A 25153-nucleotide genomic window follows, 5' to 3' on the forward strand; every position below is an offset into this window, starting at 1 on the left:
CTCACAGCTGCTGGAGCCACGACCAGAAGAACGCGAGACTGCCCACTGCCGCCACGATAGTTGCCGGGAGCACCCACCTGCGGGAGCCCTCGACCAGGAGCCGCTGCAGCGCCGCGATCGCCCGCAGCACCGCCAGGAAGAGGGCGAGGCACGGCACGGCGATCAGGCCGTGCGCTGCCCACGCACCGGCTCGCGTCGGTCCGCCCCAGGTGCCCGGCTCGACCGGGCCGTGTTCGACGAATCCCCAGAACGGTCCGCGCACCACCGCGAGCACTGCTAGCACCATCACGAACCAGCTCGCCAGCCCGAGCACAGCGGTGAGCAGTCCGTACCCGAAGGCGCGAGCACCGCCGGCGGGCCGCATCCCGAGGCGACGCGCCGCGGTCTCCTCCTCGCCCGCGATCGCGTCCGCCATCGCCAGCATGCCGACGGGTGCGAGCAACGCGCCGTACCGCAGCGAACGAACGAAGCGCTGGATCCTGCCGGGTTCGGCGGTGGCCGCGGGGCGGGTCAGTACGTCGGTCATGGTCATCTCCTCTGTCTCAGGTCCTGAGATCGAGGCTAGGAATTCGGAGCGGCCGGCGCCTCCCGCCGCGGAACCGATCCGGGACCAGTACCCGGGTAGGGGGTTGATGTGACCCAGGTCACAGTGACCACAATGCGTGTCCCGACGTTACACGGTCAGTGCCGAACAGTCCGCACGGCTCGCTGTGCTGCCGACGGCGCGTCCAACAGGAGGTATCCGGACCCCATGCACATGCAGAACCTGGCAGTGACCGCCACGCTGATCCCGGTCTTGCTCCTCGCCGGCTGCGGCACCGACGCCGGCGTCGCCGCGGCCGCGCCCGCGGCCCAGAAGGCGACCCGGACCACAACCGTCGACGAGGCCGTGGGCTCCGACGACCCCGTGCTGAACGCCTACTACGGGTACCGCGTCGCCCTCGACGTGATGATGCGCAGCGGCGGCGCGAAGACCAAGCAACTGGAGCCGGTGATGACGCCGGCGATGTTCCAGGCGATCAGCGCCCAGGCGAAGTACTTCCGCACCCGCAAACTGCGCAACACCGGCACCACCAAGGTGCTCTGGGCGAAGCGCACCCTCGCGTCGAACGGCGTCATGGTCAGCGCCTGCTACGACACCTCCGCCGCGCGCACCGTGAACGTCCGCGGTCGCGGCGTCCTGCCGAACACCACCCCGACCCGCTGGCTCGACCAGATGCGTATCCTCAACCAGCAGGGCCGCTGGGTCGTCGACGGGGGCACCACCACGCCGAGCGCCTGCTGAAACCCACGGCTTTATGCCAGTGGGATCACGATCGCGTGGCCCCTGGGTTCCACCGCACCGGCCCGGGAAGACTTCGCCGTAAGTGCCGGCTAGGTCGAGGGGTCCGCCGATGATCGACACGAGTATTGGACGGTGGCTGCCGTTCCTTGGACGCCGCCGTACGCCGGAAGCGCTGCGCCCACGCGGCACCAGCTCGCGGGTGAGCCGACTCGCCGCGCAGTACGACGCCGACGTCGACGCGGCCCTGCAACGCCTGTGGCCGAAGGCGCGGATCTACCACGATCGCGAGTTCACCCGGGACCGCGCCGACTTCCTGCTGGTGGTCCGCGGCCGCGGCGTGATGATCGAGACCAAGGTCAAGAGCGACCCCGGCCTGTTCCGCGGCTCCACCCTGCCGCCGCTGCTGGACCGCCTGCAGCGCGACGGCCGGCGCCTGGTCGTCCTCGTCAACCAGGGCGACCCCACTCCTGCCCGCGACCTGATCACCACCAAGCTCGGCGACAAGGGCCGCATCGTGGTCTGGTCCGGCCCCCACCACGACACCGAGCTCCGCCGAGCAGTCGAGTCCCTGCTCCAGCAAACCACCCGCCACGCCTGACCTTGGACACGAAACGGGGACCTTCGACAGGCAACGGCTTGTCCAAGGTCCCCGCCGGGGGCTCTGCGGTCAGGCGTTCTTGATCGCGGAGACCTCGAGCTCCAGCGTGACCTTCTCGCTGACCAGGACACCGCCGCCCTCGAGCGCCGCGTTCCAGCTGACGCCGAAGTCCTTGCGGTTGATCACGACCGAGCCCTCGAGGCCGAGCCGCTGGTTGCCGAACGGGTCGGTCGCCGTACCGGTGTACTCGAAGGTGACGTCGACGGACTTGGTCACACCGCGGATCGTCAGGTCGCCGGTCACCACGAACTCGGCGTCGCCGGCCGGCGCGATCGCCGTCGACACGAAGGTGATCTCCGGGTTCTCGTCCATCGCGAGGAAGTCGTTGCTGCGCAGGTGCTCGTCGCGCTGGCTGTTGCGGGTGTTGATGCTCTTGGCCTGGATCGTCACCCGGCCGGAGGAGTTCGCCGGGTTCTCCCCGTCGATGTGGAACGAGCCCTCGAACTCGTCGAACGCGCCCCGAACCTTGGTCACCATCGCATGCCGGGCACTGAAGCCGATCCGGGTGTGCGAGGCATCGAGGGTGTAGTCACCGCTGAGGGCGGCGTACTCGCTGGACATCGCGGATTCCTCCAGGAAAGTAGTTGAACTTTAGACAGTACAGGTTTCACCCTTCCGGCCCGGATGTCCACTCCCCCGCCGGCGTGTCCGAGTCGTGGACGCGGACCCGACCGGAGATCGGACTCGAGCCGCCGGGTCAACCGTTGCCTACAGCAACAGAGTTAACCGGTTGCGGCCGCGCCGGCGAGCTTGTCTCATAGGTGGTCGGAGATCGGAGGACCGTCGTGGAACCGCTCAGCGCCGAGGACGTCAGGCGCTCGTTCGTCAATTCGTCCAAGAGCCAGATCAAGGCGATGGCACTGCCGCCCAAGTTCGCCGAGCTGCCCTGGGAGTCCCTGGACTTCCTCGGCTGGCGCGACGGCAAGGCGCCGAACCGCGGCTACCTCGTCGTCCGGCGTGACGCCGGCGTGACCGGGATCGCGGTGAGCACGCAGGCGTCGGGCGCGGCGCGCCGGTTCGCGGGGCTGTGCGACCTGTGCAACACCGCGCACCACGTGAGCGACGTCGCGCTGTTCGCGGCCCGCCGGGCCGGCTCGGCCGGGCGGGAGGGGAACACCGTCGGCATGTACATCTGCGCCGATCTGGCCTGCTCGCTGTACATCCGCGGTCTGAAGGAACTCGACGTCCCGCAAGGCGAGACCGCCACCCCGGAAGTCCGCGCCGAACGCCTCGCGACCCGCCTGGAGGCTTTCATCCGCCGCGTGTGTGCCTGACACTACGCTGGTACCCCACAGTCGGCCTCGGAGCACCAGGGAGAGCGCGATGACCGAGTTCCGGATCACGCACGAGATCCACAAGACGCATCCGGATATCCGCGAGCGGCTCACCGCGACCACGATCGAGGCGATCAACGAGTCGAGCGCCCGCTCCGCCGACGACGCAGCCCGGGTGCTGCGCCACAAGCTCGCCGAGATCAACGTCCAGATGAGCGAAGACGCCTGCCTGGCCGCGATCGAACGGATCCGCTCCGGCAAGCAACTCCGCTTCGAGGTCGAAACCGTCCCCGACGAGGAATAGACCTCAGACCGACACCGAGCCCGGCGTTCCTGGGTCCAGCCAGGTGAGCTCCGGACCCGCGGCCGCGAAGGCCTGCTCGATTCCGTCGCGGCCCTGCCGGAAGTGGCTCCAGCCTTCGTAGTGCACCGGTACGACGGTGCGCGGCTTCATCAGCGAGCACAGCTCCACGCCGTCGGCGCCGGTCATCGTGTAGCGCAACGGTCCGCTCACACCGAACTGCACGCCGCCGAGATGCAGCAGCACCGTACCGACGTCCAGCTGAACCCCGACCTGCCGGATGCCGCCGTACAGCACCGAGTCGCCGGTGATCCACAGGGCGCCGTGTTCCTGACCGGGCCAGCGCAGGGCGAAGCCGATGACGTCACCCGTGATCCTGCCGCTGAGCGGCGGCCCGTGCCGGCACGGTGTGGCGACGATCTCCAGCGGCGGCCGGCCGCGTCGGCGCAGAGTGTGGACGGACCACGGGCGCAGCCCGACCGCGCCACCGCCGAGCCGTACGGCACCGGCCGCGGTCGTGATCACCGCGCCGACCGACGGCAGCAACGCCCGGCCGGCGTCGTCCAGGTTGTCCGCGTGCTGGTCGTGGGTCAGCAGGACGGCGTCGATCGGCGGCAGGTCTCCGGCCCCGATCGCCGGCCCGGCCAGCTTCCGCGACGCCGTCCCCCAGCCGAACGTGTACCGCCGGCCCGGCGGGTCGAACGTCGGGTCGGTGAGCAGGCTCCAGCCGTCGACCTCGATCAACGTCGTCGGCCCGCCGACGTGGGTGATGCGCGCCTCGCTCACGACGAGTGCTTCAGCGCCCAGTCGAGCACGTCGTCCGCGATCTGCTCCCACCCGACCTGCGCCGGGAGCAGATGCGCGTAACCGTCGTACTCGCGGATCTCGGTGATCGTGTTCGACCTGTAGTGCTTGGCGTTCGAGCGCTGCACCTCGGGCGGCATGATGTGGTCCTCCGACCCCGAGACGAACAGCAGCGGAGCGCGGGCGTCGTTGTGGTAGTCGACCCAGGTGTCCTGGTGACCGGGCTGGAAGTTCGCCAGTACGCTCCCCCACAGGATCCCGCCGTTCGCCGGGATCGCGTAGCGCTCGTACAACGCCCGCGCCTCGTCGTCGGTGAACGTGTTGGTGAAGGCGTACTTCCACTCCTCGAACGACAGCGCGATCGCCTTGTGCCGGTTCGCCGGACTCCTCAGGACCGGGAACGTCGACTTCACCTGCGAGAACGGCACCACCCGGACGCCTTCGGTCGGCGCCGAGTTCATCGCCACACCCGCCGCGCCGAAGCCGTGGTCGAGGAGGATCTGGGTGAACGCCCCACCGGCCGAGTGACCGATGATGATCGGCGGCTCGGACAGCTCGCGGATCACCGACTCGAGATGCTCGATGATGGCCGGCACGGTGACCTTGAGCACCGGTTCGGGGTCGGCGTTCAACGCCTCCACCTCGACCTCGAAGCCCGGGTACCCCGGGGCCAGCACGCGGAACCCGCGCGCCTCGTAGTGGGTGATCCAGTGCTCCCAGCTTCGCGGCGTCACCCAGAAACCGTGCACCAGCACGATCGTGTCGGCAGGCATGGTCGCAGCTCCCTCCTCCGTCGGATCTGCCGAAACCGTAGCTGTGCCGATCGCGGGCTCCCTAGAATGTGCCTGCACGGATCTGGGCTGTGTGTGCACAGTTCGCCCACCAGATCACCGGGGTGGGAGGCGCGACATGGCCGTGCTGCTCGACACTGCTGTCCTGCCGCGACGGGACCGCACCGAGGCGTTCCACGCCGCGATGATGTCGGCCAGCGTGCCGTCGCGCGTCGAGCACGAGAACCCGGACGGCGATGTCCACGCCCGGATGGACTTCTGGCAACTCGGTACGCCGGACCTGTTCCGCAACGAAGGCTCCGGCATCCGTCTCGTCCGGACGCCGAAACACGTCCGTATCGGCGGCCCGGAACGGCTCGCACTGGCGGTGCAGGTGATCGGGTCGGGGGTGTTCAGCCAGGGCGGCGTCGACCAGCGGGTCCGGACCGGTGAGCTGATGCTGGTCGACCTGACCGCGCCGTACGACTTCGCCTGGAGCGGACACGCCGCGTCGCAGGCCTTCCAGATCGACTACGCCGACCTCGGGCTGAGCGTCGACACGATCCGCGCGGCGGCCGCGCGGCTGCCGAGCAGCCCCGTGTACGAGCTCGTCCTGCATCACCTCACCGCGCTGCCGCGAATCCTCGAGTCGCTGCAGGACTCGCCGTCGGCGGACATGGTCGGCGCGGCCAGCACCCAGCTCGTGCGGGCCTTGCTGACCTCCGCCGCGGACCACGACGCCGCGCCGCCCGCGCTGACCGACGTCCTGTTCTCGCGGATCACCTGGTACGTGCGCCGGCATCTCACCGACCCGACGCTCGGCCCCGCCCGGATCGCCGCTGCACACAACGTGTCGGTCCGGTACCTGTACAAATTGTTCGCCGAGCGCCACCGCAGCCTCGAGCAGTGGCTGATCACCGAACGCCTGGACGGCGCCGCTCGCCAGCTCACCGATCCGGCGAGTGCGCACCTGCCCATCGCAGCCGTCGCGGCACGCTGGGGGTTCGACGACGCGGCCCATTTCAGCCGGCGTTTCCGCGGGGCGTACGGCGCGACTCCGCGGGAATGGCGCCGGCGGGCCGGCAGGTAGGGTGCGGGGCGTGGAGCTTGCTGAGCTGGGACGTCGGGTACACGCGACCGCGCATCTGACCGGGGAGTTCCTGCTCCGGTCCGGGCAGACGACGACGGAGTACTTCGACAAGTACCGCTTCGAGGCGGATCCGGTGCTGCTGGACGAGGTGACCGCGGCGATGGTCCCGCTGATCCCCGACGGCACCGAGGTGCTGGCCGGCTTGGAGATGGGCGGCATCCCGGTCGTCACCGCGCTCGGACGGCACACCGGCCTGCCGTGCGCCTTCGTCCGCAAGCACGCGAAGTCCTACGGCACCTGCCGCCTGGCCGAGGGCGCCGAGACCGAGGGCCGCCGGGTCACCATCGTCGAGGACGTCGTCACCACCGGCGGGCAGATCGTCCTGTCCACCCACGAGCTCCGCGCCCTGGGCGCCACCATCACCGACGCCCTGTGTGTCATCAACCGCAACCTCACCACCCCGGCACCGCTCACCGAAGCCGGCCTGACCCTGCACTCCCTGCTCACCCCGGAGCACCTGCAGCCCTGATTCAGCCCGCTTTTCGCGGGGCGTCCGGGAGGAGTCGGCGGAAATCGTCGGCGGAGATGATCGGGACGTTGAACTCCCGCGCCGCACGCGCCTTCACGGACAGGCTGTCGACGTCGGCGGCGACCACGAACGTGGTGTCGGGGCGCACTGCCTCCTGCGGCGCGAACCCGGCGGCCACCGCACGGTCCCACCACACCTCGCGCGGCTCGACCATGTCCCCGGTGAACACCAAGGTGCTCCCGGGTGGAAACCCCCGCGCCCCGGGACGATCCGGTACGACATACCGCCCGGCGCTCGCCCGGAGCAGCGCGTCGTCGACGTCGGACGCGCGCTGCCCGAGGATGACCGCGACCTTGTCGAGATCGCTGCGCTGGTCGGGCGTGATCTCGCCGGTCCCCCACGACGCGGCCGCCAGCGCGGACACGTAGAACCGATGCAGGTGGTCCACCTGGGGGCGGGTGAGGCCCAACTCGGTGGCCACCTGCACCAACTGATCCGCGTCCGCCGCCGTGATCTCACGATCGGCGATCAGCGTGTCGAGAAGCACCAGATACGAATCGGCCTGGGGTGGCTCCGGGACACGCGGCAGCTGATCGACGAGCCGGCTCATCCAGCCGTGCCGCCCGCCGGCATGCACGGGCCGGACGGTGGGCGCGACCTCCGACCCGGGCAGGTCGGGCCAGGGCAGCCGCCGGACCTCTTCATAGGCCCATTGCCACGGCGGCGGCGACGCGAACGCCCCCAAATACTGAGCGAAGAGCTCCGCGGTCGCGCGCGTGTCCGCCAGCGCCGAGTGCCAGCCCTCGATCGAGATCCCGGCCGCCGCGCAACAGGCGCCGAGCGTCCGCTTGGCGCCCGGATGCAGATATCCCGCCAGCGCCATCGTGCACATCGACCGCTCGGTGATCAGCGGAACCGCGACGCCGAGCCGCGCGAACTCGGCGCGCAGGAAACCCAGGTCGAACTCGACGTTGTGCCCGACAACCATCCGCCCGGCCAGCAGCTGACCGAGCTGTCGCGCGACGTCCCGGAACTCCGGCGCCGCCAGCACGTCGGCGGTGAGGATCCCGTGGATGTGCTGCGGGCCGAGGTCGCGCTGGGGATTCAGCAACGTCACCCACTCGCGCTCGACCTGCCCGCGCGCGTCCAGCAGCACGACCGCGATCTCGATGACCCGGTGCCGATGGGTCGGCAGCAGGCCGGTCGTCTCGGTGTCGATGACCGCATACATCCCGGGCCCTCCTCCGGCTCGCTGACCGACTGGAACAACCCAATCACAGCCCGCCGACAGTTTCCGTCCGGTCAGGAATCCGGCACGTCGACGGCGATCTCCGCGCCCAGCTTCGCGCCCTGCGCGAGCTGCAGTTCGTCACCGCTCCAGAACCGGCCGGGGTCGTACCAGTTCGGCCGCCGGCCGCGCAGCAGTCCCATCGCCTCGTACGTCACCGCGACCACCTCGGCGCAGTACGCAGACTCCAGCTCGAGCTCCCGCGATCCCTTCCGCAGCGCCGGCACCCGGCCGCGCACCCACCGCGACGCGAGCCTGGCCGTCGACGGGAACGGCGTACCGTCGAGCCGCGCGACGGTCTTCAGTACGGCGTCCTCCATCGCGCGGGTGACCGGATGGTCGAGCTGCCGCAGCCACGCGCGCTGGCCGTACTTGCGGCCCCACACCACGACCGCGTCCCGCAGGTCGTGCAGTTGCACCCCGCGGTGGTGCTTTCCGGTCCAGACGTCCGGGAGCGAGCGGCCGAGCTCCGCGTGCCACATCAGCGGCGGCAAGTCCTCGATGACGATCGCCATCCCGACATGGTTGACCGGGCTGTTGGTGGTCAGCTGAATGGCACGGTCCGCCGCGCTGTCGCCACGGAACAGCCAAATGTCACCTGTTCGTGTCAGTTCCGTAGCGTCATCCAGTGATATCCGGCTGGTCACATCGCTAGGTTAGTCGCCATGAAGGTATGGAAGGTGGTAGGGCTTGCGGGGCTCGTCGGCGTCGCCGCGACGGGTGTCGTGATCGCCCGCGGAGAGCGCAAGCGCAAGGCGTACACGCCCGAAGAGGTCCGTGATCGTCTCAAGGCCCGGGTCAAGCAAGCAGCGAACGCCTGACCCGGCTGCGAAGCCCGGCCGGGCAGACGTGGATACGCCGTAACTCGGTGGTACGGCGGCAATCCACGGCTGCCCGGCCGTTCTCGTTGCGGTACGCAACCTAAAGGTTGTGCAAGGCAACTTGTTCCAGGTGTCCGCCAGTGATTGTCGCGGTCTGGTAGGTGCAGTACGGCTGCCGCCTGCGGTCGGTCGGCGACCCCGGGTTGAGCAGCCGGAGCCCACCCGGGCCGGTCGTGTCCCACGGGATGTGGCTGTGCCCGAACACGAGCAGATCCACTCCCGGGTACGCCGCCTCGCAGCGGGCCTCCCGCCCCTTGGCCGGGCCGGTCTCGTGCACCACGGCCACCGATACGCCGCCCAGAGTCACCCGCGCGACCTCGGGCAGGCGCGCCCGCAGCTCGGGACCGTCGTTGTTGCCCCAGCACCCGATCAGGCGCTTCGCGCGCGCCTCCAGCTCGTCGAGCAGCGCGACACTCACCCAGTCGCCGGCATGGACGACCACGTCGGCGTCGTCGACCGCCTCCCACACCGGTGCCGGCAACTTCTTCGCCCGCACCGGCAAGTGCGTGTCAGAGATGAGCAGGAGGCGCATGCGCCCACTCTCTACGCCTCGAGGGCCTCGATCAACTCCTGCTCCCTGGCCGGGCTCAGGCCGGCCTTTCGCTCACGGTCCAGGCCGAGCTCGCGTTCCCAGGCGAGCGTGTCCGCCAGGAACTCCCGACGGGACCGATGGGTCAGCCCGGCCGCCGCCGCTGCCGCGCCGCTGCGCGACGACCAGCCCTCGTACCCGGGCTCGACCAGCCACATCGCCAGCGAGTCAGGCCCCATGTACTGGTCGACCTTCTGCTCCACCAGCCACTCCCGCGGCGCGCGCACCACAGGCCCGGTGTGACCGCCGACCTCCCGGGCCAGCTCGATCCACTCGCCGAACGGCACCAAGGGTCCGCGAACGTCGAACGTCCCGGTCCGCCCCTCGGTCGCGTTGTCCAGCAGCCATCCGGCAAGGTCTCGTACGTCGATCACCGACGTCGCCAACTCGGGCGTGTCGGGCACCAGCAACGGCTCCTCGGGCGCCCGCGCCGCCCGCGCGACCCAGGCCCCCGCGCGGTCGCTGCGATCCCCGGGGCCGCCGATCAGCCCGGCGCGCGCGAGCACCAGCCGGTCCCCGACGACCTCGCGGGACGCCAGCTCACACGCGACCTTGGCCTCGCCGTACAGCTCTCGGTCCACCGCGTCCGCGGCGGTCGGCTCCCGCAGTGCGGCGGTCTCGTCCGCGCCGGGCGTGTCGTACTTCTCGTACGCGTTCACCGACGACACGTACGTCCAGTGCTTCGCCCGCGCGCCGAAGGCGGCCAGCGCACCCTTCACGAAGCCCGGCTCCCACGACACCTCGAACACCGCGTCCCAGTCCCGCACCGGCACCCCGTCGTACGCCTCCGGACGACTGCGATCGGCGGCCACCAGCGTCGCGCCGTCCGCGACCGCGCCGCTCTCGCCGCGGGCCACACACGTCACCGCGTGCCCGCGGGCGATCGCCTGCGTCGCGATCTCCCGACCGAGCCACGCCGTACCACCGAGGATCAGAATCTCCATGCGGGCCAGCCAATCAGGCGGCGGCGACGATTCCCAAGCACCTTTGCCGAGGGCAGAAACTCCCGTCGGTGATCCGCCGCCCGCGTCAGGTCACCGTCGTCGTCGCCCCCTTGCCAGCCGCACGATCCGGGCGCACTGTCGAACCATCAGGACACCCAGGGGTGAGTGTCTGTGGCAGCAGGGGGAGAGATGGCTGGTTTCGTTCAGATCATCGAGTACCGGACGTCCAAGCCGGACGAGATCGCGGCGCTGATGGAGGACTTCCGCGCCAAGCGTGAAGCCGACGCGGGCGGCGCGGCGCCGACGCGCGGCATGACCTGTGCCGACCGGGACGAGCCGGGGCGCTACTTCGCGATCGTCGAGTTCGCCTCGTACGAAGCGGCGATGGAGAACTCACGGCGGACTGACACCACCGAATTCTCGGAGCGGATGATGGAGCTCTGCGACGGGCCCGGCACGTTCTACAACCTCGACCTGGTGGACCAGCAGGAGTACCGCTGATCCTCAGGTACGGCGTACGCCGGCTCGCCCGGGCGTACGCCGTACCGAGGTGACCGGTGCCGGAAGGGGTCACCCGGCACCGGTGGATCGCAACCTCAGCGAAAGACCCGGGACGACGGCCCCGCGGACGGCGGCGCCGCGCCGTGCGGCCCGAGGTCGCGGTCGGAATGCAGCGGGTCGGGGTCCTGCCGCTCGGTCGTGGAGTGCAGATCCGGCCACGGCCGGGGCGGAAGCGACTCGCGCGGCGGCAGCCTCAGCTCGGGATCGGGACCCGATTCCGGGTCGAGCCACTCGACCGCCGTGGCACCGCCGTGACCGTGGATCGCGACCACCGACTCGATACTGTCCCAGACCGTCGTGGTCGGGTAGTCGCCGTACCAGCGCAGCGCGACCGCGCCGTCGGTGAACTGCACCCCCTCGGCGACGGGTCCGGTGCCGCTGACACCGGAGACGTCCTGATGACGGATCAACCGGAAGCGACGGGAGCTCATGTCGGCGCGACCTCCCACAGCCGCTCCCCCGGCAGCCTCCGCTCCGGTCCTGGATCGTGGTCCGGAATCGGGTCGCTGGTCACCCGCAACCCGGCGAACCTGCGCGACATGGCCGCCGCGTACCGCTCGGCCAACTCCGCCTCGGCCCGGTAGTCGGCGACCACATGATCCCCGAACCAGACCCTGACCCGACGACGCTCCACCCGGACCGCACCGTCGGCCATTTCAACACACCCGGCACCGCATCGAGCCGGATCCCATCAGCGACCTCGCACAACCCTTCACGGCAATCACTTCCACTTCCCTGTGGGGATGGGTTCACAGGAAGTGACGACCGGCCGAGCTGTTCATGACGCCAATCCAGAGAATTTTCTCACAGCCCGTGAGATTCAGCCGACGATCCAAGGGCGCCAGGCGTCGAGGTCATCGGCGTCGAGTGTGGTTTGCGGTGGGAAGCTGTGGACGCCGGCACCGGGAAGGTACGCCGCCACGATCCAGGACATCGCCTTCGCGAGGACGAGGGCGACCTGAGGCTGCGTCGCGGCGAGTTCGTCGAAGATCGCACGCGCTTCCTTCGTCTGCGCCTCCTCGTTCCTCGAGCCCGAGATGCGCACGTCGACCACTCCGGTGTACCGATCGATCGCCGACACGTCCTCCGGCGCCGGGTCGGACTCACCGTAGATGTTGGGCCCGACGAGCAGCAGAACCCGCCCGTCAACGGTCCGTGCACGTCCACGGAAGAAATACTGATCCGCCTGCAGCTCCGGATCGTCCAGCCGCTCCAGCTGCAAGGTGTCCGCGAGCCACCCGGCCAGCGCAACCAACGGCTGCTCGGCGGCCACAAAGATCGTGTCACTGTTGGACATCAGTTCTCCTTCGTGTACGTGATCAGACGCCCGTCACCGACGATGACATGAACGACATCGGCGACTTGTCCGCCGGGCTGACCGCACGCTCTCCGGAACGCTCTCGACGCGACGTCCTCCGACAGCTCGATCCCTCTGCCGTCAATCAGGATCTCGTTTCCCTCGCCCGCCTGACTGCTCGCCTCGTGGATGTTCCGCTTGATCGCGTTCGGCTTCCCGCTGATCGGCGTCTTGAACTCGACAACGACGCCTGCAGTGCCCCTGGCCTTTCGTACCATGCTGTCGGGGTTCCGCACCTTGTCCCTGGTGTGGTCTGCCGGCCTCGCGTCCACGCGCCACCCCTCTTCTGCGAGCCGCTCGGCGATCGCCCGCTCCTTCGGCGTGAAGACGTTCTCAGGGTCGACGACGCCGGGCGAGAAGCTCACGTCGAGCGGCCGCGGGTTGAAGGCCGGATCGAAGTCCAGGTCGACCAGTGTCGGGAGGTCCGGGAGTTCGATGTCGACGACGATCGGTGCGCGAGAACCTTCTTCGGGGTCGTCGAACGTGGCCTCGATGAGGCCGGTGGTGATGGTGAAGGTGGCGTGCTCCCAGTGCCGGTCCTCCGCCATCGTCTCGAGGAAGGCCTTGACTGCTTCGGTGAGGTCAGGGTCGAGTTCGAAGTCGCGAGTCAGGCGGTCCGCGCGCTTGTGATCTTCTCTGTCGCCGCGCGCTTCGGGCTCCGGAGCCTCGTCGTCGGGCTCGCCGCCGAACTCGAAGTCCCGGGTGAGCCGTTCGGCTCGCTTCTGCTCTTCGCTCTTGTCACGTTCTTCGAAGATCAGCTCGCCGGTTTCGGTGACGGTGATCTCGAGTTCCAGGGGCTCCGGGTCCTCGCGGTTCTCGTCGTCCTTCTCCTGGGCCTTGAGGTACTTCTCGAAGGCTCTGCGGGCGACGGTGATCACTGGCGGCTCGTCGTCCTCGACGACCTCGACGTCCTCGTAGCTGACGCTGAGCCGCTTGGTCTTCAGGTCGACGGATCCGCCGGTGGCGCGGTTGCGGTCGGCGGAGTCGGACGAAGGCCGGTTCGTGCTCGGGCCGCGGTCGCCGACGAGGCCTTCGGCCCAGCCGCGGGCCTTTGGTGGGGCCATCGACAGGAAATGGGCGGCGGCTTCGCAGGCGCGGGCCGCGGCGTCGAGTTGCTGGGCGGCGACGGTGGCCTGGCCGCGGGACGCCAGCAGTGCCAGCTGGGCGTTCTCCCGGCAGCGAGCCGCCGTACGCGTGAGCTGTTCGACGACACGCGGGATCTCGTCGAAGCAGTCGACCAGGCCGCGGGCGACCCGCTGCAGCTCGGACGGCACCGTGGTGACTCGGGTGTCAGATCTGGTCGGCGTAGTTCTTGCAGCCGGCCGAGGCGATCTCGAGTGCCTCGGCGGCCTGTTCCACGGCCTTGCTCGCGGCTTCGAGGATCTCGGTGATGTCGCGGTCGATGCCGGTGGCCGTACCCGCGATCAGGCTCTCCACCAGCTGGCTGTGCTGGGTGAACCTGAGCTTGAACCCGGCCAGGCCGCCCGCCGCCTGCTTGGCCTCCATCGAGACCTGGTGCAGCTGTTCCTTGAGCCGCAGTACGTCCGACACCTCAACCCACTCCCAAACTAGTGCGCTTCTTCGGCAGCACGATCGCCGTCCCCGCCACCACGACCGGCACCAGGATCCCGAGCCACCAGGGCAGCCCGGCCGCCATCAGTACGAGCACCGCGGCGGCACCGCCCCAGCCCCACCAGCGCGCGCCGGGCAGCCGAGGCAGCCCGAGCACCCGCGACGCGGCCAGCATCGTGACGGCGGCGATCGCCGCGGCCTCGACACCGGCCAGGAACGAGCCGGTCAGCACCCACACCAGCACGAACCCGACCAGCGCCAGGACCGCGCTGATGGTACGCCGTTTGCGCCGCTCCTGGAGCGCCCGGGCCTTGGTCCGCAGCTCCTCCAGCTGGTCGACGCTCTCGGCGAGCTGTTCCGTGATCCGCTCGGCGACCTTCTCGATGTCGTTCAGCGCACGGATCTCGGGGAGCGTGTGGTTGGCCCGTGTTCCTTCCGCGGGCAGCCCGGCGCGCTGCAGGCTCTCGGCGGCCTTCTCGGCGAGCGAGTTGAGCCGCGTCTGCAGCTTGCGGCCGCGCTCGGCCATCGCGTCGGCTTCGGCCGCCGCGGTCGCCTCCGCCTTCGACTTGTGCGCCGTCACCCGGTCCTGCGCCTGCTGCGCGTCGGCCCGCGCCATCGCGACCGTCCGGAGAGCGCGCGTGTACTCGGACCATTCCTGCTCTTCAGTCTTCATCGCCGCACCAGCTCCACTGCGCGATCCACCTCGTCCGACCGCAGCGCCGCGTACGGTACGACGACCTGCGCCTCCGGATGCAGCCCGTCACACAGCAACGCCCGGTGCGGCTCGGACGCCCAGCGCACCAGCGGACCCGCCACCGCGCGTACGCCGTCCTGCGGGTGCCGCAGGAACAGATGCGTCGCCACGTTCGCGCGCCCGTACCCGAGCTGCTCGGTGCAGACGTGCAGCCGGTTCCACCACCCGAAGGTGATGAGCCCCTGCGCCGGCCCGTCCCGCACGATGTCCTGCAGCACGTTCGCCGGGCTCTCGAAGAACCCTTCGGCATGCACCTGCATCCGCGGTACGCCGTGGAACCCGAACCCGAGCAAGTACGTCCCCGCGGCCTCCCCGCTCCGCATCGCGTCCCGCAGCGCGAACAGCCGCGGCGCGATGTCGTCGTGCTTGTCGACGGTCTCGACCTCGCACCCGAGCTGCCGCAGCACCTGCACCAGCGCATCCTTGCCCTCAGCAACGGACGGCGCAGAGTTCGTGCCGTCGACGAAGAGGAACCGTGGCGGCTCCAGTGCCCCGGCGGCCGTCGACACCGCGAGCCCGGTCAGCACGCCGAGAGCGTCCGCCGGCCCGTCGCCCAGCACGAGTACACCGGCACCGGGCTCGGGCTGCACCTCGACCGCGACCGGCTCCTCGGTCACCGCGATCGGCAGCCCGGTCCACGGCCGGCCGAGCTCGGGCTTCACCGCTGTCGCCGTGTCCGTCAGCCGCGCGGGCTCGGCCAGGTGGAACACCCGCGGCGGGTGTACCGCCGTACCCGCCCGTGTCCACAGCTCCTGCCGCAGCGAGTCCAGCACGGCCTTGTCGGCGAAGCTCACCAGCACATGCTGGTTGTCGTCCGGCGAGCCGAAGTTCGCGTTCAGCACGGCCTCGCCGCGGAACTGCAGCTCCGCCGCCGCCGTGTTCCCACTGCGCAGAATTGCTTGCGAGTCGGCCGGTGTCGTCTTCAACGCGATCCGGTACGGCACCTGGCCGAAGATCGAGTCCCGCCGCGTCGACAGCCGCTTCACGCCCTCGATCGTCTGCGTCGCCAGCACGACGTGCACGCCGTACGCGCGACCCAGCCGGACCAGCCGCTCCAGCAGCTTCGCCGCCTCGTCCGCCAACTCGTCGTCGTCCTCGAGCAGCACCTGGAACTCGTCGAGTACGACGAGGATGCGCGGCGGCCGCTCCGGTCCTGCGGGCAGCTCCGCGATGTCGGCGACGTTGCCGTGCGACTTGAAGATCTCGCTGCGCCGGGCGAGCTCGTCCGACAGGTGACGCAGTACGGCGAGACCGAACGCGCGGTCGCTGTGCACCCCGAGCACTCTGATCTGCGGCAGCCAGTGCGGCCGATCCGGGCCGGGGCCGAGCGCCGAGAACTCGACGCCGTGCTTGAAGTCGAGCAGGTACATCTCCAGGTCGGCCGGCGAGTAGCGCGCGGCCAGACCGTGGATCAGCACGAGCAGCAGGTTCGACTTGCCTTGGCCGACCGCGCCGCCGACCAGCACATGCGGCAGGGCCGGGTTGCCGCTGCGCAGCCGTACCAAGGCCGGCGTGCGGTCGTCGTACCCGATCACCGTGCCGATCTCGTCCTTGACCGGTTGCCACCAGGTCGAGCGGTCCGGCAGCGTCCGGTCGAAGTCGACGGTCGGGAGGACGGCGATCTCGGCCTGCTCGGCGATCACGTCGCAGATCCGCGCGGCGACGGTCGCGTCGAACGGCGGATCCAGCCGGGCCGGCGGCAGCTGCGCGATCTCGACCCGGTCGTTGACGATGGCAACCGGATTGAGGAGATCGAGCAACTGTTTCGAGTCGACGTCGAGCTCGGCGGCCGTCGACGCGTCGTAGTGGACGAGGAAGCAGATGCCGCGCCGGCCGGCGGTCGCGGCCAGCCGGAGCAGGTCGCGCTGGGCGAGCGTGTCGATGCCGAACGGGTAGTCGAACAGGACGACCACCCGATAGGGATCGGTCACCTGACCGGTCTCCTTCAGCAGGTCCTCGAACCGCTCGTGCCCGAGTTGCGCCTGCCGGCTGGCCCGCAGCGACGACACGTCGACGAGGCCGGACAGCACCGTGTGCAGCTGCTCCGCGGTGTGCGTTGCCCTGGGCACCAACTGCGGGTACTTCGTGGTCAGGTGCCCGAGCAGACCCATCATCCCGGTCAGCTTCGGGTCGAAGGCGTCGATGCGCAGCCGGAACGGTTCCGACGCCGCGACCAGCCGCAGCGCGATGCTCTGCAGCAGGCGGCGCGCGGACTCGTGACGGTCGCCGGTCACCTTCCAGCCGTTGGTGCGCAGCAGCGGCGCGACCACCGGCGTACCGGTGTCCAGCTCCCCGACCCGCACGTACGCCGGGACGCCCGCGCCGATCAGCTGCCGCGAACGCCAGCGGGCGTCGTTCGGCGGGATCGATGCCAGTCCGGGGGCGAGCCGGTCCGCGAGCAGCCGGGCCCGGGGCTCCGCGTCGGACAGCGCCTCCGCCGTCTTGGCGTCGACCAGCGACCGCGACTCCCGCCGGGCCGCCGCCGTCTGCTCCTGCAGTTGACGGTGCAGCTTCACGGCGCGCTGGTGCTCGCCGTACGTCAAGCGGCGGGCGTTGTCCAGCAACTGTCCCAGCGCATGCTGCAAACCGCGGATCCGCGCTTCCAGGAGCTCCGGTGCGGCCGGACCGGGCGCACTCCCCCCGTCAGGCTTCTCCGTCACGAGCATCGTCCTTCCACACTTGCCCCGCGACCGTACTGATTGCCCCGTTGATTGCGTGGTGTAACCATGTCACACCAGTGGCCCCAGTGGTCACTCCAGGTATCAGTAGTCTCACCTGCTAATCAGGAGCGACGATCTCGAGCTCGTAGCCGTCGGTGTTGTGGAGGAAGGCGGCGTAATGCTGCGGGCCGCCGGCGTACGGATGACGGTCGGCGAACATCAGCGTCCAGCCGTGCTCGGCGGCCTCCGCGACGATGCCGTCGACCTCGGCCCGGCTGCCCGCGTTCAGCGCCAGGTGGTTCATCCCGGGCCGCAGCCGGTCGTGCTCGGCGGCCGACATCGCCGGACTCTGCTCGACGACGACGTAACAGCCGTCCGGGGCGGCCCAGGTCATCCCGCCCGGCCAGCCGTCACCGTCCTTCCAGCCCAGCCGGTTGAGGACCCAGCCCCAACTCGTGACGGCCCGGGACAGGTCCGGGACCCAGATCTCGACGTGATGCACCGCGGCGGCCATCGGAGCATTATCTGTGCTCGGCGTCATGATGCGACACGGCCATCGAGATCGCGCCGGACAGCAGCAGCCAGCCGAGCGAGGCGACCAGCCACGGCCACCACGGACGGGCCTGCGCGGCCTCGGCGACGGCCTTGCCGAACAGCCCGCCGGAGGGCGCGAGAACGAGCACGAGCAACACCCGCGCGAACCGCGTCTCCCTGGTCATTTCTTCATTGTGCGAGGCAGCCGCCGACCCTGCAGAAACCTTGGCGTTTCGCGCCCCGTCAGCTTTCTGTCCGTGGCAGGGTTTACGGTCTGCGGTGACAATGCGGTGACAGTGGACGGATCGGGGGCTGGAGTGAGCACGACCCGGATCGAGAGCACGGCGTACGGCGCCGCCGCTCTGGAGCGCCTGCACGCCGTCGTCGCGCGGCTGAAGGCCGACGATCCGATGACCCCTGTCACCCTGCTCCTGCCGAACAATCTGGCCGGCGTCGTCGCCCGCCGCCACCTCGCCCGCTCGTCGATCGGCGGGCTGTATCTGGCGACCCTCGAGCGGCTGGCCGAGCAGATCGCGGCCGGTCTGCTGACGCCGCGTCGCCCGGCCACCCGTCCGATCGTCGCGGCCACCTGGCGGACGGCGCTCGCGAAGGCGCCGGGGATCTTCGAGGAGGTCGCCGGGCACCCGTCGACCATTCAAGCGCTCGCATCCGCGCATCGTGAGCTCCGCGACCTCACCGACTTCGCGCTCGACAACGTCGCGCATGCGTCGGCGCTCGGCCCCGATCTCGTTCGGCTGCATCGTTATGTCACCACCGAGCTGGCCGCCGATTGGTACGACGAGACCGATCTGCTGCGCGCCGCCACGGCCCGGATCGCGGCGTCGCCCGAGGTCGTCGGCGAGCTCGGCGCACTCGTGCTGTACCTCCCTCAGGAGCTCACCCAGTCCCAGGCTGCTTTCGTCGCCGCGCTCGGCGACGCCGCGGCCGATCTCACCGTCATCGTCGGGTTGACGGACGTCCGACGGGCCGATCGGGCCGTCCGGCGATCGCTCGAGCGGATCGGGATCGACCTGCCGCCGTCCATCTCGAAGAACTATCCGGTCGCGACCGAGATCCTCAACGCGTCCGACGCGGACGACGAGGTTCGCTGCGTGGTGCGTGACGTCGTCGCCGCGCTCGAGCACACGCCGGCGCATCGGATCGCGGTGCTGTACGCCGCCGCCTCGCCGTACGCACGGCTCCTGCACGAGCACCTGGGCGCCGCCCGCATCGAGGTCAACGGACCCGGCACGCGTCCGGTGCACGAGCGGGCGATCGCGCGGACGTTGCTCGAAGTGCTGGCGCTCGTCGACCAGGATCTGCCACGCGCGGACGTGTTCCGCGCGCTGGCGAACGCGCCGACGCGGGACTTCGCCGGCGAGCGCATCCCGGTGCCGCAGTGGGAGCGGATGTCGCGGGCGGCCGGGGTGGTGCGCGGTGACGACTGGGACACCCGCCTCGCGCGGTATGCCGAGTCCGAGCGGCGGACCGCCGACCAGGAAGAGGCCGCCGAGGATCCCCGGCCGGCCGCGATCCGGCGCGCGCAGTACAACGCTTCGATGGCCGAGCGCCTGCATACGTTCGCTTCAACCCTGCGTCGACGGCTCGCGCGTCTGGCGGAGCTCGAAACCTGGTCCGCGCTGTCGGAGGGCGTGCTGCAACTCTTCCATGACTTGCTCGGGGACTACTCGTCGCTGCCCATCGAGGAGCAGTACGCCGCGGCCGCCGTCGAGGGGTCGTTGAAGGGTCTGTCGACACTCGATGAGCTCGGGACACCGGCGAGTCTCGCCGTCCTGCGGGACGTTCTCGATCTGGAGCTGCAGCAATCACTTCCCCGCGTCGGTTCCTTCGGTACCGGCGTTCTGGTGGCGCCGTTGTCGGCGAGCGTCGGGTTGTCGGCCGACATCGTGTATGTCGTCGGTCTGTCCGAGGATCTGTATCCGGGCCGGGTCCACGAGGACGCGCTGCTTCCGCACCGGGTGCGTGAGGCAGCCGCGCCGGAGCTCGCGTCGTTCCGCGACCGTCTGGACGCGAAGCAGCGGCATCTGCTGGTCGCGTTCTCGGCGGGCGCGCGCGTGGTGGCGTCGTTCCCGCGCGGCGATCTGCGCCGGTCGTCGCGGCGGCTGCCGACGCGCTGGTTGCTCGGCTCGCTGCGGGAGCTGACCGGTGACCACGGTCTGCCGGCGACGCAATGGGATCGGTACGGCGAGGTGTTGCGGACGTCGGCGTCGTACGCCGGTTCGTTGATCACGGCAACGATGCCGGCGACCGAGCAGGAGTGGCAGACGCGGGCGGCCGCGGCGAAGTTGTGGGTGCAGGACCGGGTGCTCGTGCAGGCCCGGGAATTGCTGCGGGGCCGTGCTTCCAGCGCGTTCACGCGCTTCGACGGCGACCTGTCGGGCGTGTCGGGTCTGCCCGAGTTCGCGGTCGAGGACCGGATCGCCTCGCCGACCTCCCTGGAGTCGTATGCGACGTGCCCGCACGCGTACTTCGTCGAGCGGCTGCTCCAGGTGGAGCCGTTGGAGGCTCCGGAGGATCTGCTCGTCATCTCCCCCGTCCACGTGGGCAATCTGATCCACAACAGCCTCGACGCGTTCGTCACCCGGCTCGCCGGTTCGCTGCCTGGGTACGGCGAGCCCTGGACCGAGGAGCAACGATCGCTGCTGCTGGCGATCGGCGCGGATCTCGCGGACCAGTTCGAGGCCGAGGGCCTGACCGGTCACCCCCGGCTGTGGCAGCGCGAGCGGTTGCGGATCCTCGGCGATCTGATGGTGCTGCTCACCGACGACGACCGCTGGCGTTCGGAGCGGAATGCGTCGGTCGTGGCCAGCGAGTTGACGTTCGGGTTCGACGGCGAGCCGCCGGTCGAGATCCCGGTGCCGTCCGGGCGGGTGCTGCTGCGTGGATCCGCGGACAAGGTCGACCTCGGCGCGGACGGCACGATCTACGTCACCGACGTGAAGACCGGCGGCTTCTCGCGGTACGAGGGCATCGAATCGGATCCCGTCGCCGGCGGGACGAAACTGCAGCTGCCCGTGTACGCGTATGCCGCCCGCGCGCGCCTGGGCGAACCGTCCACCCCGGTCGAGGCGTCGTACTGGTTCGTCCGCCGCGGCGGCAAGCGGATCCCGGTCCCGCTGACGCCCGAGGTCGAGGCGCGGTACGTCGACACGCTCGACGTGATCGTGTCCTCGATCGCGGCCGGGTTCTTCCCGCCGAAGGCGCCCGAGGTGCCCGACTTCCTGTGGGTGCAGTGCCCGTACTGCAATCCCGACAGCCTGGGGCACAGCGAGGTCCGGGCCCGGTGGGACCGCAAACGTCACGACCCTGTCCTCGAGCGCCTGGTGCGGCTCATCGACCCGACCGCGCTGGAGGTGGCCTCGGATGAGTAGCCGTCGCCACCCGACGCTCCGGCCAGGAGGCTGCCGATGACCGAGCAGTTGCTCGACGGGGCCGCGCGCGACCGGATCCGGTCCGACACCGACACCACGCTGTTCGTGGAGGCGGGTGCCGGGTCGGGGAAGACCCACGCGCTGGTGGACCGGGTCGCCACGCTGGTGCTGCGCGACGGCGTACCGCTGCGGACCGTCGCCGCCGTGACCTTCACCGAGAAGGCCGGGGCGGAGCTGCGGGACCGGCTGCGGGTCGAGTTCGAGCGGGCGCGCAAGCGTTCGGCGGGCCGGCTCGCCGACGCGGCGCTCGACGATCTGGACTCCGCGTCGATCGGGACGCTGCATGCGTTCGCGCAACAGATCCTGCTCGCGCATCCGATCGAGGCCGGGCTGCCGCCCCTCATCGACGTCCTCGACGAGGTCGGCTCGTCGGTCGCCTTCGAGGAACGCTGGGCCGAGCTGCAGCAGCAACTCCTCGACGACGACTCGATCGCCGAGCCGCTGCTGCTCGCGATGGCCGTCGGCGTCGAGCTGAAGCATCTCCGGTCGCTCGCCCGCCTGTTCGGCAACGACTGGGACCTGATCGCGGACCGGGTCCTGGTCGACCCGCCCGAGCTGGTCGCGATGCCCGACCTCAGCGGCCTGGTCGCCGCGGCCGCGCAGATCGGCGCCGCGGCGGGCTCCTGCCTCGACGCCGACGACCGGCTGCTGCCGAAGGTCCAGCAGATCCAGGAGCTCGGCCTGATGCTCGACGCCGCGTCCGACCAGGAGACGCAGCTCGCGCTGCTGCAGACGTTCCGTGGTCTCAAGGTGGGCCGGATCGGCCGGAAGGAGAACTGGCCGGACATCGCGAAGGTCCGCGCGGACTGCACCGAGGTCGTCGAGGTCGCCGGCTCACTCGTCGAGCTGCTCCTTGATGCTTGCCTTCGGCACCTTTCGCACTGGATCGCGGAGCGGGTGCTGGAGTCGGCGGAGCTGCGGCGGGCCGAGGGCCGGCTGGAGTTCCACGACCTGCTGGTGCTCGCGCGTGACCTGCTCCGCCGCGACGCGGACGTGCGTGCCGCCCTGCAGGAGCGGTTCGAGCGGCTGCTGCTGGACGAGTTCCAGGACACCGACCCGATCCAGATCGAGCTCGCGGTCCGGATCGCCGGCGGCGCGGAGGCCGACGCACCGGACTGGCAGGACGTCGAGGTCCCCGAGGGGCGGCTGTTCGTGGTCGGCGACCCGAAACAGTCGATCTACCGGTTCCGGCGCGCCAACATCGCGACGTACCTCACCGCCCAGGAGCTGCTCGGCGAGACGGTCGCCCTCACCACGAACTTCCGCACGGTGCCGGCGATCCTGCAGTGGATCAACACCGTGTTCGGCACGCTGATCCAGCCGCAGGAGTCGGCCCAGCCGTCGTACCAGTCGCTCTCTCCCCACCGCACGAATCCGACCACCGCCGCTTCCGCTGCCGGCCTCAGCTCGTCCGCATCCGCGGGCCCCGCCGTCACCTCGGCTGCCGGCCCCGGCTCGCCGTCATCGGCCGGCGCCGCACGCCCGTCGCGCCTGGGCAGCCGACCCGACCAGGACGCGCCCGCCCCGTCGTCCTCCGACCCGGTCCGGGGTGACCAGCTCTCGATCTTCGACGAGCCCACGCTGTTCGACGAGCCCGCTTCCGACGAGGTGGCCGACCTCGCCGCAGTCCTCCCGTTCCGCCGCCGCGACGACGCCGTCGACGCGGCGGTCCAGGACGCGGTCGAGGACTGGGGCGAGGAAGCACCCGAGGATCCAGCGGCAGGCCCGGCCGTGACGATCCTCGGCGCCGTGCCGCACGACGACCTCCCCCGCGCGCAAGCCTCCGTCCTGCGCGAACGCGAGGCCACCGACGTCGCCTCCGTCATCGAAGAGGCCCTCCGCGACGGCTGGCTGGTGTACGACGAGCACGCGGAAACCTGGCGTCCCGCGGAAGCCGGCGACATCGCGGTCCTCGTCCCGGCCCGCACCTCGCTGCCGTTCCTGGAGGACGCGCTCGACCGCGCCGACATCCCGTACCGCGCGGAAGCCAGCTCGCTCGTCTACCAGACCGCCGAGGTCCGCGACCTGCTCGCCTGCGCCCGCGCGCTCGGCGACCCGAGCGACCAGCTCGCGCTCGTCACCGCGCTCCGCTCGCCGCTGTTCGGCTGCGGCGACGACGACCTGTACACCTGGAAACGCGACGGCGGCCGGTTCATCCTCACCGCCCCGATCCCCGACCAGCTCCTCACCCACCCGGTCGCCGAGGCGATGGAGTGGCTCCGCCGGACGTACTACGCCGCCCGCTGGCTCACCCCCAGCGAGGCCCTCGCGAAGATCGTCGCCGACCGCCGGATGCTCGAAGTCGCCGCGATCGGCCCGCGCGCCCGTGACGCCTGGCGCCGGATCCGGTTCGTCGTCGACCAGGCCCGCGCCTGGTCCGAGGTCGAGCACGGCGGCCTCCGCTCGTACCTCGCCTGGGCCGCCCATCAGGGCGAGGAGACGTCCCGCGTCGCCGAGGCGGTGCTGCCCGAGACCGACGCCGACGCCGTCCGGGTGATGACGATCCACGCCGCGAAGGGTCTCGAGTTCCCGATCGTCATCCTCTCCGGCATGACCGCGTCCCCGAACCGTCAGCGCGGAGTCCAGGTCCTCTGGCCGCTCACCGGCGGGTACGCCGTCAAGCTGAAGTCCTCCGTCCAGACCGAGGACTTCGACCTCGTCCAGCCCGTCGACGAGCAGATGGACGACTACGAACGCCGCCGCCTGCTGTACGTCGCCGCGACGCGCGCCCGCGATCACCTGGTCGTCTCGCTGCACCGCTCGGGCAACCGCCGCCACACCAGCAATGCCGAGCTCCTCGCCACCGCCGGCGGCGCCGACGCGCCGCACGCCACCGTCTTCACCAGCCCGCCGGTCCCCGACCGCGAACCCACCAGCAGCCCCGACGTCACCCCGCCCATCTCCCGCACCGATTGGGAAACCCGAGCCACCACCGCCCAGTCCGCCAGCCGCCGCCCCTCCGCTCAATCGGCCTCCGGCCTGGAGGGCACAGGCCCCGAACTCACCCTCACGGATCTTGCTTCCGGCTCCGACCACGAACCTGTCGACCCCGGCACCGCGAAGGCGGCCCGCGACCTCGAACTCCCACCCTGGTCCAAGGGCCGCTACGGCACCGCAATCGGCCGCGCCGTCCACGCCGTACTCCAGGTCGTCGACCTCTCCACCGGCGCCGGCCTGGAAGCCGCCGTCTCAACCCAATGCCTCGCCGAGGGCGTCCTCGAGTACGCCGACGTGGTCACCGGCCTCGTCCGCTCAGCCCTGGCATCCGACGTCGTACAACGCGCCGCCGCCCGCGACCATTGGCGCGAGTCGTACGTCGGCACCGAGCAACCCGACGGCACCATCCTCGAAGGCTTCGTCGACCTCATCTACCGCGAAGACGACGGCCGCCTGACCATCGTCGACTACAAAACCGACGTCATCCCCGCCTCAGCCCTGGACGCGAGAGTCGCCTACTACGCCCCCCAACTCCAGGCCTACGCCCAAATCCTCCCCAACACCGCCCCACCCGTGCTCCTCTTCCTCAATCCCACCACCGCCGTAGAACGCCCCCTCTAACCTCCACCCATTCCCGCGCCACCCCAGCCCTCTCCCCCCACCCCAAGCCGCTCCGAGCCGCAATCCCCCCGAGCCCGCCCGGATCACGCCGGGTCGCGTCGAGCCCAGCTCGGTTCACGCCGACCCCCACCGCGTCATGCCGACTCGCATCGCGCCCCACCGCGCCACGCCGAGCCCACCATGCCCACCGGACCGGACCGGGCCGGGCCGAGTCGACGTCCCGGACCAGCCGCGCGTCCCGCCTCGTACAGCCGCTAGGCACCGCGGCCGCCCCCAGGCACATCCGCACGCC

The 25153-nt window shown here is 70.5% G+C and carries 27 protein-coding genes; 10 read left to right on the top strand and 17 right to left on the bottom strand.

Annotation, left to right across the window (positions count from 1 at the left end):
- Position 1 precedes the first annotated feature (1 nt).
- Complete coding sequence (locus ABZX12_RS29260; protein ID WP_355698305.1) at positions 2-526, bottom strand: hypothetical protein; 525 nt, start codon at positions 524-526, stop codon at positions 2-4.
- Positions 527-751: 225 nt separating this feature from the next.
- On the opposite strand from ABZX12_RS29260, the gene ABZX12_RS29265 reads away from it, so the two are divergent.
- Together ABZX12_RS29265 and ABZX12_RS29270 are read left to right on the top strand one after the other, a co-directional pair.
- Positions 752-1285 (top strand): hypothetical protein, encoded by a 534-nt coding sequence (locus ABZX12_RS29265; RefSeq protein ID WP_355698307.1) that lies wholly within the window; start codon positions 752-754, stop codon positions 1283-1285.
- A 109-nt stretch (positions 1286-1394) separates the two neighbouring features.
- Positions 1395-1883 carry a hypothetical protein gene (locus tag ABZX12_RS29270; RefSeq protein ID WP_355698309.1) on the top strand — a complete coding sequence of 163 codons (489 nt, stop codon included), beginning with the start codon at positions 1395-1397 and terminating at the stop codon, positions 1881-1883.
- Between the two features lie 69 nt (positions 1884-1952).
- Here the strand turns inward: ABZX12_RS29270 and ABZX12_RS29275 are convergent, their stop codons facing one another.
- Positions 1953-2504 carry a YceI family protein gene (locus ABZX12_RS29275; RefSeq protein WP_355485921.1) on the bottom strand — a complete coding sequence of 184 codons (552 nt, stop codon included), beginning with the start codon at positions 2502-2504 and terminating at the stop codon, positions 1953-1955.
- Positions 2505-2728: 224 nt separating this feature from the next.
- Here ABZX12_RS29275 and ABZX12_RS29280 point away from each other — a divergent pair, with 224 nt between their 5' ends.
- Both ABZX12_RS29280 and ABZX12_RS29285 read left to right on the top strand, forming a co-directional pair.
- Complete coding sequence (locus ABZX12_RS29280) at positions 2729-3217, top strand: FBP domain-containing protein (protein ID WP_355698311.1); 489 nt, start codon at positions 2729-2731, stop codon at positions 3215-3217.
- 49 nt (positions 3218-3266) lie between these two features.
- Entirely contained in the window at positions 3267-3521 is a 255-nt protein-coding gene (locus ABZX12_RS29285) for a hypothetical protein (protein WP_355698312.1), read from the top strand.
- Positions 3522-3524: 3 nt separating this feature from the next.
- On the opposite strand, the gene ABZX12_RS29290 is transcribed toward ABZX12_RS29285, so the two are convergent.
- Both ABZX12_RS29290 and ABZX12_RS29295 read right to left on the bottom strand, forming a co-directional pair.
- Positions 3525-4304, bottom strand: coding sequence for an MBL fold metallo-hydrolase (locus ABZX12_RS29290; RefSeq protein WP_355698314.1), 780 nt, complete (start codon positions 4302-4304; stop codon positions 3525-3527).
- Positions 4301-5095 carry an alpha/beta hydrolase gene (locus ABZX12_RS29295; protein ID WP_355698316.1) on the bottom strand — a complete coding sequence of 265 codons (795 nt, stop codon included), beginning with the start codon at positions 5093-5095 and terminating at the stop codon, positions 4301-4303. Before ABZX12_RS29295 ends, ABZX12_RS29290 begins: the two co-directional genes overlap by 4 nt.
- A 136-nt stretch (positions 5096-5231) precedes the next feature.
- On the opposite strand from ABZX12_RS29295, the gene ABZX12_RS29300 reads away from it, so the two are divergent.
- Together ABZX12_RS29300 and ABZX12_RS29305 are read left to right on the top strand one after the other, a co-directional pair.
- Complete coding sequence (locus tag ABZX12_RS29300) at positions 5232-6182, top strand: helix-turn-helix domain-containing protein (RefSeq protein ID WP_355698318.1); 951 nt, start codon at positions 5232-5234, stop codon at positions 6180-6182.
- A gap of 10 nt (positions 6183-6192) precedes the next feature.
- Complete coding sequence (locus ABZX12_RS29305; protein WP_355698320.1) at positions 6193-6711, top strand: phosphoribosyltransferase family protein; 519 nt, start codon at positions 6193-6195, stop codon at positions 6709-6711.
- Between the two features lies 1 nt (position 6712).
- On the opposite strand, the gene ABZX12_RS29310 is transcribed toward ABZX12_RS29305, so the two are convergent.
- Both ABZX12_RS29310 and ABZX12_RS29315 read right to left on the bottom strand, forming a co-directional pair.
- Positions 6713-7942, bottom strand: coding sequence for an exonuclease domain-containing protein (locus ABZX12_RS29310; RefSeq protein WP_355698322.1), 1230 nt, complete (start codon positions 7940-7942; stop codon positions 6713-6715).
- Between the two features lie 71 nt (positions 7943-8013).
- Positions 8014-8514 (bottom strand): hypothetical protein, encoded by a 501-nt coding sequence (locus tag ABZX12_RS29315; protein WP_355698324.1) that lies wholly within the window; start codon positions 8512-8514, stop codon positions 8014-8016.
- Positions 8515-8664: 150 nt separating this feature from the next.
- On the opposite strand from ABZX12_RS29315, the gene ABZX12_RS29320 reads away from it, so the two are divergent.
- Complete coding sequence (locus ABZX12_RS29320) at positions 8665-8820, top strand: hypothetical protein (RefSeq protein WP_355698325.1); 156 nt, start codon at positions 8665-8667, stop codon at positions 8818-8820.
- A gap of 100 nt (positions 8821-8920) precedes the next feature.
- Here ABZX12_RS29320 and ABZX12_RS29325 read toward each other — a convergent pair whose 3' ends face one another.
- Positions 8921-9412: a metallophosphoesterase gene (locus ABZX12_RS29325; RefSeq protein ID WP_355698327.1), complete on the bottom strand. Its 492-nt coding sequence runs from the start codon at positions 9410-9412 to the stop codon at positions 8921-8923.
- Between the two features lie 11 nt (positions 9413-9423).
- Positions 9424-10413 carry an oxidoreductase gene (locus ABZX12_RS29330; protein ID WP_355698329.1) on the bottom strand — a complete coding sequence of 330 codons (990 nt, stop codon included), beginning with the start codon at positions 10411-10413 and terminating at the stop codon, positions 9424-9426.
- Positions 10414-10602: 189 nt separating this feature from the next.
- Here ABZX12_RS29330 and ABZX12_RS29335 point away from each other — a divergent pair, with 189 nt between their 5' ends.
- Positions 10603-10914: a hypothetical protein gene (locus tag ABZX12_RS29335; RefSeq protein WP_355698331.1), complete on the top strand. Its 312-nt coding sequence runs from the start codon at positions 10603-10605 to the stop codon at positions 10912-10914.
- A 95-nt stretch (positions 10915-11009) separates the two neighbouring features.
- On the opposite strand, the gene ABZX12_RS29340 is transcribed toward ABZX12_RS29335, so the two are convergent.
- The 9 genes from ABZX12_RS29340 to ABZX12_RS29380 form a co-directional block, all read right to left on the bottom strand.
- Positions 11010-11405 (bottom strand): hypothetical protein, encoded by a 396-nt coding sequence (locus ABZX12_RS29340; protein WP_355698333.1) that lies wholly within the window; start codon positions 11403-11405, stop codon positions 11010-11012.
- Positions 11402-11629, bottom strand: coding sequence for a hypothetical protein (locus ABZX12_RS29345; RefSeq protein WP_355698335.1), 228 nt, complete (start codon positions 11627-11629; stop codon positions 11402-11404). The genes ABZX12_RS29340 and ABZX12_RS29345 overlap by 4 nt, the downstream gene beginning before the upstream one ends.
- A gap of 165 nt (positions 11630-11794) precedes the next feature.
- Positions 11795-12271, bottom strand: coding sequence for a hypothetical protein (locus ABZX12_RS29350; RefSeq protein WP_355698336.1), 477 nt, complete (start codon positions 12269-12271; stop codon positions 11795-11797).
- The gene (locus tag ABZX12_RS29355) at positions 12271-13605 is read right to left on the bottom strand and encodes a hypothetical protein (protein WP_355698338.1); all 1335 of its coding nucleotides are present in this window, start codon (positions 13603-13605) and stop codon (positions 12271-12273) included. The genes ABZX12_RS29350 and ABZX12_RS29355 overlap by 1 nt, the downstream gene beginning before the upstream one ends.
- A gap of 16 nt (positions 13606-13621) precedes the next feature.
- Positions 13622-13882: a hypothetical protein gene (locus ABZX12_RS29360; protein ID WP_130388988.1), complete on the bottom strand. Its 261-nt coding sequence runs from the start codon at positions 13880-13882 to the stop codon at positions 13622-13624.
- A 1-nt stretch (position 13883) separates the two neighbouring features.
- Positions 13884-14576: a hypothetical protein gene (locus ABZX12_RS29365; protein ID WP_355698340.1), complete on the bottom strand. Its 693-nt coding sequence runs from the start codon at positions 14574-14576 to the stop codon at positions 13884-13886.
- Entirely contained in the window at positions 14573-17317 is a 2745-nt protein-coding gene (locus ABZX12_RS29370; RefSeq protein ID WP_355698341.1) for an FtsK/SpoIIIE domain-containing protein, read from the bottom strand. Before ABZX12_RS29370 ends, ABZX12_RS29365 begins: the two co-directional genes overlap by 4 nt.
- Before the next feature lie 118 nt (positions 17318-17435).
- Entirely contained in the window at positions 17436-17831 is a 396-nt protein-coding gene (locus ABZX12_RS29375; protein ID WP_355698343.1) for a VOC family protein, read from the bottom strand.
- Between the two features lie 7 nt (positions 17832-17838).
- Entirely contained in the window at positions 17839-18036 is a 198-nt protein-coding gene (locus tag ABZX12_RS29380) for a hypothetical protein (RefSeq protein ID WP_355698345.1), read from the bottom strand.
- A gap of 132 nt (positions 18037-18168) precedes the next feature.
- Here ABZX12_RS29380 and ABZX12_RS29385 point away from each other — a divergent pair, with 132 nt between their 5' ends.
- Both ABZX12_RS29385 and ABZX12_RS29390 read left to right on the top strand, forming a co-directional pair.
- Entirely contained in the window at positions 18169-21243 is a 3075-nt protein-coding gene (locus tag ABZX12_RS29385) for a PD-(D/E)XK nuclease family protein (RefSeq protein ID WP_355698347.1), read from the top strand.
- Between the two features lie 36 nt (positions 21244-21279).
- Positions 21280-24861, top strand: coding sequence for a UvrD-helicase domain-containing protein (locus ABZX12_RS29390; protein ID WP_355698349.1), 3582 nt, complete (start codon positions 21280-21282; stop codon positions 24859-24861).
- The last annotated feature ends 292 nt before the right edge of the window (positions 24862-25153 follow it).

Origin of the sequence: Kribbella sp. NPDC003505, assembly GCF_040610875.1 — a bacterium.
GTDB lineage: Bacteria > Actinomycetota > Actinomycetes > Propionibacteriales > Kribbellaceae > Kribbella.